Below are 7,213 nucleotides of genomic sequence, written 5' to 3'. Positions count from 1 at the left end.
CTATGCCAAAGAAAGTCCATTCACTAAATAGTACACTAAATGCAGGCTTTGTAATGCCCCACTCTATCTGAGGCCAGGGAGTTTCACCAAGAAGAGGACCCATTACTATGGCCAGTAAAACTACAGGAAGAATTCCCAGGTTACCAATTGCTTTAAGCACCTTATTATTATCTCTAATGCTTTTAAAATGTGTGGAAAATAATAAATAGAATCCTAATCCAACACAAATTATTATAGACAATGGGAATTGATCAAATCTTGCACCTTCTTTAAAAATAATCATAACTGCTGCAAATCCAGCCCCAAGAATTATTCCCGATTGCATTGCATTTGGAACAATATTAACGATTTTCTTGCCGAAACCTGTAACTCCAAGAAATATAGCTAGTATACCAAGACTCATCTCAAATGCAATTAAGGCCTGCATTCTTTCCGGTCCAATCTCAAACTGAGATACAAAGATTATCAATAGCGGAATTGCCGGAGTAATCCATCCAGGAATCACCGGGTCTCCCAAAAATACGTGAATAGTATATAATATTCCGTTTAAAAGAACAACTGCCATTGCAACTTCAAAAGGCATTCCCAAATACTCCTGAAGCATTGGTATAGCACCAAGACAAACTGCACACATCAATAATCCTTGTATATAGTCGGCCCACTCAAACTTGTAATGTACAAATGGAATTCTTACTTTAAATGGTCCGGCGGGAATGTAAGGACATTCCGCACCGTGTTCTCTTTTTATCGCCATTATTAAACCTCCAATAATTGTTTTTCTGCAATCTTGTTAATTCCACAAATTGCCTTTGCCAGTTCTTTCTTATGCTCAGTATTACTTTGTCTTGATATCATTATACGCTGAGCTTGAGGAGAACCAGCTCCGTGCATAGATTCAGTCCTATAACCTACAGCTGCAGTTCCGAGAGTCATGTTTTCTATGAGTCTCAATACACGCATTCTGTTTTCAGTAGGTACACCGTCAACACCTGAGAAATACTTTTCACAGATAGGTCCAAGTTCAGGATGATTGAAATCCTTCTCTGAAGGCATAGTAACCATTAATCCTCCTGCTATATCTTCTGCAAGTCTTGTAATCTCATAAGGGAATCTTGTGACATTTTGCTTACATACGTTTGCAAGAAGTAAATCAATCTGATAATTTCCCGCTTGAGTAGGATGTCCTTCTGCTGAACATGCAATTCCACAACAATAAAGTGTTTCATTAAGATGAGTCATTTCAATCAATTTATCTTTAATGTGATTTGCCTTTTGTGCTCCATTATACTCTGCCGCCAAAGCTGCTGCACCAATGAGTACGTCACCAACTCCAACCTTACATCCACCATAGCTTTGTCTATGATATCCCGCAAAACGCTCAACCATCATTCCTGCAAATTCCACTTCTCCCTTAAGGAAAATTCTATCATTTGGTATGAATACATCATCAAATACAACAAGGGCTTCCTGTCCGCCAAAGTTCTTGTTTCCAAGGTCTACATCTACATTTTCTTCCATCTTTCTTGTATCACAGCTTTGTCTTCCATAAATCATGTATATGCCATCGGCATCCGTTGGAATAGCAAAGGATACTGCATAATCTTCATCACCTTCACGCATAGCCATTGTAGGCATTATCAAGTGTTCATGTGAGTTGATTGATCCTGTTTGATGAGCTTTTGCTCCTCTTACTACTATTCCATCTTCTCTTTCTTCAACTATATGAAGGAAGAGATCAGGGTCAGCTTGCTTGCTTGGAGCAAGTCCTCTATTTCCTTTTGGATCCGTCATTGCTCCGTCTACGGTTAAATCGTTTTCCTGAACAATCTTAAGATAGTTGACAAAGTTTTCATGATAATTTGTATTATATTTCTGGTCAGTCTCGTAAGTTGTACTGTATACTGCATTGAATGAATCCATACCAACACATCTTTGGAAACATGTAGCTGTTTTTTGACCGAGAAGTCTAAGCATCTTAACTTTCTTTCTCAAATCGTCAGTGCTTTGATGAAGATGAGTAAATCTATTTACCTTCTCACCAGTAAGATTTGATGTTGCTGTCATCAAGTCCTCATGCTCAGCTTCATTAGCAAGTTCATATGTCATTGCAACTGAATTGATTGATGGTCTGATTATTGGATGATCTACAAAATTCTCTACCAACTCGCCAAACATATAAACCTTGATGTCCAATTTCCTTAAACTTTCGATATACTCTTTTCCTGTCATTAATGCCATTATGTTTCTCCTTTCGAATGGTTAACCAATTAATTATTTTTATATGCCAATATATAAAGCAAGTTCTATGCCAATTCTATAAAATAATTATTAATTTAGACAGGAGTGTTGAAAACACTACGTTATAGTATTCATTTGATAAAATTTCCCTTATTTAGTTTAGCAATAAAAAAAGAATTGTTGCGTTTTTACAACGAAGCAATTCTCTAGTTTTAAGTTAAACATCGTTTTTTCGGTCATATAGCTAACGTTCAACAACATAAGACATAACGTTTTCCCGTGTTGCAATAAAGCAACATCGATGCATAAACGCAACATCATTTATTTAGATGTTTTTTCCTTTTTCGTACAAGTGTTGATGCATCTATACCAAGTGATTTGGCTGCATCCCTCACATTGCCATATTTATTGAAAGCTTTACCAATAAGCTCCATTTCCAGCATTGATACAGCTTCCTTCATATTCCTGATTCCACTATTCTTCTCAATCAGACTATCCAGTACCTTAATTTCAAAAGGTAGTGTTTCCTTTAATATTTTTTTTCCATCTGTAAGAACATAGCATCTTTCTACTATATTTTTCAATTGTCTTATATTTCCCGGCCATTCATAATTATAAAACATATCTAAAACTTCAGGAGAAAATGATTTTGATTCTCCATATTGTTCATTGTATTTCATTAGAAAATTTAGTGAAAGAGGAATTATATCATCCTTTCTCTCCCTTAAAGGCAATACATTAATTGGTACAATATTCAGTCTATAGTATAAGTCCTCTCTAAATATACCATCTAGAGTCATTTGATACAAATCTCTGTTGGTTGCAGCAATAATTCTCACATCTACCTTTTTATCCTTAACTGAACCCACCTTTCTTACTTCACCCTCCTGAAGTACCCTTAAGAGTTTAACCTGTGCCGAAAGTGGTAATTCACCTATTTCATCTAAAAATAGAGTACCCTTGTCGGCTGCTTCTATTATTCCGGTTTTGCCAGAGCTGAGTGCTCCTGTAAAGGATCCCTTCTCATAACCAAAGAGCTCTGATTCAATAAGATGTTCAGGAATTGCACCGCAATTGACCTTAATAAAAGCTTCATTATTTCTTTTAGAGTGGTTATGTATGTATCGGGCAATGACTTCTTTTCCCGTTCCCGTCTCTCCAGTTACAATTACAGTAGTGCACTTTCTAGATACTCTGTTTGCCATATCAACCATTGAAAAAGATTTCGGATCCTGGGCTATAATGGAATCATCCTGGAGCATCTGATACTGCATCTGTTTAACAATCACCTTGCTTTTTTCAACTTCATGCTTTAGATGGTCAAGCTCCGTAACATCCCTAACATTTGTCACAACCATTTCAATATCCCCATCCTTGTTCCATATGGGATTGGCTGTCACCAGCATCCTTTTCTTGTTGTTTATCCATTGATCCAAGGTTACAGTCTTCCTTGTTTTCAAAACTATTAATGTTGCAGACTTTGATATGATCCCTTCCTTCTCCAGGTCCTTCATCATTCGCCCAATGAGTTTTTCTCTCTTTATCCCCGTATGTTTTTCATATGACTTATTAACCTTAAGTGTCTTTCCTTCACCATCTGTTATATAAATACCGTCATAGCTAGATTCGATAATTTTATCCAGTCCATCGTACATTATTGTCATCTTTGAAATTGCTTCTTTTACTCTTTTATCGCAACATTTACTATTATCACAATTTTTTTCACAGGAATGTAAATTATTCGAATCCATAGCTCACCTCAAACATCTTTAATTAATATACTTGTCTAAACAAGACAAGAATCAACTTTTCTATATACTATCATTTAAATTCATATTTATCAAACGTCCCTAACTTTTTTACTGATTGTACTCCTATTATATTCATAAACTATCATGATATACACAACATGAATACTATGATAGAATAGCACAGGAAAGCAAAAGACTTTCGGCACAGGAGGCATCATGGCTATAATTAATACTAAAAACAACAATAAGAAAATATACAATACCATGCTGGCTATTGCAATACCGGTAATAATTCAGCATCTCATAAGCATAGGTCTAAACCTTGTAGATACTATAATGATAGGACGACTAGGAGAACCGGAACTGGCTGCTGTAGGAATAGCAAACAGGTTCTTCATGATATTCGGTCTCTTCTGTTTTGGCTTCTACAGCGGATGCTCCATATTCATTTCACAATACTGGGGTGTAAAGGACATAAAAAGCATCAGAAAGGTTTTCGGAATAGAATTAATATCAGGCCTTGCTGTGGCAGTATTATTCTCATTCCTTGCCCTGGTCTTCCCCGGTACCATTATGAGGATATTCATCAATGACCCAACAGTTATAAACTACGGTATACAATACTTGAGAATCATAGGCTTTGCTTATATTTTCATAGCGATATCATTTGCACTTAGCTTCAATTCACGGTCTATACACAGGGTGAAAATGACCGTTGTAATAAATATAATCGCAATCAGCATTAATACCTTCCTCAACTATATACTGATTTATGGAAAGTTCGGATTTCCCCAAATGGGAGTCAAAGGAGCAGCAGTTGCCACTGTCATTGCAAGATTTCTGGAATTCGTACTCCTTGTGTATTTCATATACAAGGATAGGAGTCATCCACTGGCAGGTTCCTTCAAGGAGCTATTTGACTGGGACAGGCCTTTCGTATTCAAAGTTTACAAAACTGCCTTCCCGGTTTTCATAAACGAAGCCACCTGGGTAATAGGAACATCGGTCTATTATATAGCATATGGAATGATTGGTACGGATGCAGTTGCCTCTGTGCAGGTATCAATGACAATAAACGACTTCTTCCAGTCTTTCTTCTTCGGAATAGGCAGCGCCTGTGCTGTTATGATAGGAAATGAACTTGGAAGGGACAAGAAGGACCTTGCATATTCATATGCAGTAAAGTTCATAAAACTTACTGTCATAGCTTCAATCGTAACGGGACTACTTCTATTTTGGGTAAGAAATTCTATTATTGGATTTTACGATTTCAAGGAATCCACCAATTACATGCTAGAGATGTCCCTCATAGTATTCTCACTCTTCATGCTTCCAAAGATGCTCACATACATGATAATCGTTGGAATACTTAGAAGTGGCGGAGATACAAAATACTGTATGTACCTAGAATTTTTCTTCATATGGGTTATGGGAATTCCACTGGCCTTCATAGGCGTTCTTGTAATGAAATGGCCTATCCACCTTGTTCTGGCTGCAGTATTCACTGAAGAGATACTGAAGGGCTACGTAGTCTTGATGAGGATTCGTAGCAAAAAGTGGTTGAATAATTTAGTGAGCTAATCCGCTGTATAATAATGGCTCCATGCAAAACTGCATGGAGCCATTTACTATTAACTAATCATATAATACCACTGTAACCATCTTGTTTCCTGGATAATAGTGTTTGCTAAAATACAGCTTGTTTCTCCTTCCGGACCTATCAACCTTTAAATACAAATACTTTACTGTCATTTTATAGTTCTTCGGATCAATGTACTTCAACTTATTCGTATGAAAGCTTTTTAAATAGCCCTCTAAATATCCTTTAGCCATCCTTTTTGCATCCTTGCCGGATTGAATACCTTCTATATAAATTCCTATAAATTCGCCTGCATCAACTGAATTGATTGGTCTAATTCTTTTTGATATTCTTAAACTCATTAAGATACTCCTTTAGTGAATCTATTGATTTATCTATTATTCAACTATACCTGTTCTTCATTTCTGCTGTCTATTAGTATCTTAAGTGATTCCCTCATGAGCTCAAGAGGAGCCTTTTTACCAGTCCAAATTTCAAAGGCTTTTGCTCCCTGGTTTACAAGCATTCCAAGTCCGTTCATCGTACTGCATCCCAGCTTTTCAGCCTCCGTTAGAAGCATTGTCTTTTCAGGATTGTAAACTATGTCGCATACAGTCAGTCCTGGATGAAGAAGCTTAGGATCAATTGGACAATCGTCAACATTGGGGTACATTCCAACACTAGTGGTATTTATGAGAAGGTCGCAAACCTCGATTATTGCATCCAGGTTTACACCGTCTACAGGAAAGCATATTTCGTTGAACTTGTGGTTTGTTTCATCACAAAGATCCATTGCCTTCTGAAGAGTCCTGTTGGTAATGAATATCTTCTCCGGGTTCTTGTCGGCAATTGTCATGGTGACAGCCCTTGATGCTCCTCCAGACCCGAGTATGAGTACCTTCTTTCCCCTGCAGTCAAATTTGCATTCCTCTGCAAGAGAAATCACAAAACCTTCACCATCAGTATTGTAACCTTTGAATCTCCCATCTTCTATCTTTACAGTGTTGACTGAACCAATCTTTTCAGCCAAAGGATCTATTTCATCTAGATAATCCATTATGTCTATCTTGTAGGGAATTGTCACGTTGAATCCATCAAACTTAAGATGTTTGATACCGTTCAATATATCCCCTATGTTCTTATTTTCAGTCTCCATGTTTATATATATGTAGTTCAAGTTTTCCAGTTCATAAGCTCTGTTGTGCATGAAGGAAGAAAAACTGTGTCCAAGAGGATTACCCATTAGACCCAGAAGCCTTGTATCGTTGTTAATCATCTCTTCCTCCTTCAAGGGTATAGAGTATTCTTTTTATTTCGCTATAGCCTATCTGTCCAGGAGCTGATGGATTGCTTCCTACTGCAAAGGTTACTGCCGACCCCATGCTCCTGCATGCTATTCTGGTAATCTGTCCCTCTTCACCCATTGATATTGCTATTATTGGAATATTCAGTATCTTTCCTGCTTCATTTACAGCCTTCATCAAAGTCAATACGTCATCCTTGGAATTAGGCATAACCGCTACCTTGACTATGTCACTGTCATATTCTTCGCCATTTACAAGCTTCTTGATTATTTCATCTTCACCAGGAGTTTCCTTGAAATTATGATATGAAAGTATGAGTTTTGTTCCATTTGCAAGAGTCA

General features: G+C 37.1%; 6 protein-coding genes and 1 pseudogene. 1 reads left to right on the top strand and 6 read right to left on the bottom strand.

The window, feature by feature from the left end:
* The 3 genes and pseudogenes from AC3AX0_RS04490 to AC3AX0_RS04480 form a co-directional block, all read right to left on the bottom strand.
* Positions 1 to 754: pseudogene (locus AC3AX0_RS04490) on the bottom strand (hypothetical protein); the annotation flags it as partial.
* A gap of 2 nt (positions 755 to 756) precedes the next feature.
* Positions 757 to 2,238 (bottom strand): 4-hydroxyphenylacetate 3-hydroxylase family protein, encoded by a 1,482-nt coding sequence (locus AC3AX0_RS04485; RefSeq protein WP_487549109.1) that lies wholly within the window; start codon positions 2,236 to 2,238, stop codon positions 757 to 759.
* Positions 2,239 to 2,555: 317 nt separating this feature from the next.
* Positions 2,556 to 3,902, bottom strand: a complete 1,347-nt coding sequence (locus tag AC3AX0_RS04480; protein ID WP_487549108.1) for a sigma-54 interaction domain-containing protein — start codon at positions 3,900 to 3,902, stop codon at positions 2,556 to 2,558.
* A 303-nt stretch (positions 3,903 to 4,205) separates the two neighbouring features.
* On the opposite strand from AC3AX0_RS04480, the gene AC3AX0_RS04475 reads away from it, so the two are divergent.
* On the top strand, positions 4,206 to 5,570 hold the full coding sequence (locus AC3AX0_RS04475; protein ID WP_487549107.1) for an MATE family efflux transporter: 1,365 nt from the start codon (positions 4,206 to 4,208) through the stop codon (positions 5,568 to 5,570).
* 54 nt (positions 5,571 to 5,624) lie between these two features.
* On the opposite strand, the gene AC3AX0_RS04470 is transcribed toward AC3AX0_RS04475, so the two are convergent.
* The 3 genes from AC3AX0_RS04470 to AC3AX0_RS04460 form a co-directional block, all read right to left on the bottom strand.
* Positions 5,625 to 5,930: a hypothetical protein gene (locus AC3AX0_RS04470; protein WP_487549106.1), complete on the bottom strand. Its 306-nt coding sequence runs from the start codon at positions 5,928 to 5,930 to the stop codon at positions 5,625 to 5,627.
* Between the two features lie 44 nt (positions 5,931 to 5,974).
* The gene (gene aroE, locus AC3AX0_RS04465; RefSeq protein WP_487549105.1) at positions 5,975 to 6,844 is read right to left on the bottom strand and encodes a shikimate dehydrogenase; all 870 of its coding nucleotides are present in this window, start codon (positions 6,842 to 6,844) and stop codon (positions 5,975 to 5,977) included.
* The coding region (locus AC3AX0_RS04460) for a type I 3-dehydroquinate dehydratase (protein WP_487549104.1) at positions 6,837 to 7,213 on the bottom strand (377 nt) is incomplete at its 5' end. The genes aroE and AC3AX0_RS04460, both read right to left, overlap by 8 nt.

This window comes from Dethiosulfatibacter sp. (genome assembly GCF_983023055.1).
Note: the sequence above shows the minus strand (reverse complement) of the source record. Positions and strands in the feature narration are given on the sequence as shown.

Coding starts and splice junctions, on each gene's coding strand:
- AC3AX0_RS04485 (WP_487549109.1), bottom strand. CDS start 2,238: ATGGCATTAATGACAGGAAAAGAGTATATCGAAAGTTTAAGGAAATTG.
- AC3AX0_RS04480 (WP_487549108.1), bottom strand. CDS start 3,902: ATGACAATAATGTACGATGGACTGGATAAAATTATCGAATCTAGCTAT.
- AC3AX0_RS04475 (WP_487549107.1), top strand. CDS start 4,206: ATGGCTATAATTAATACTAAAAACAACAATAAGAAAATATACAATACC.
- AC3AX0_RS04470 (WP_487549106.1), bottom strand. CDS start 5,930: ATGAGTTTAAGAATATCAAAAAGAATTAGACCAATCAATTCAGTTGAT.
- aroE (WP_487549105.1), bottom strand. CDS start 6,844: ATGATTAACAACGATACAAGGCTTCTGGGTCTAATGGGTAATCCTCTT.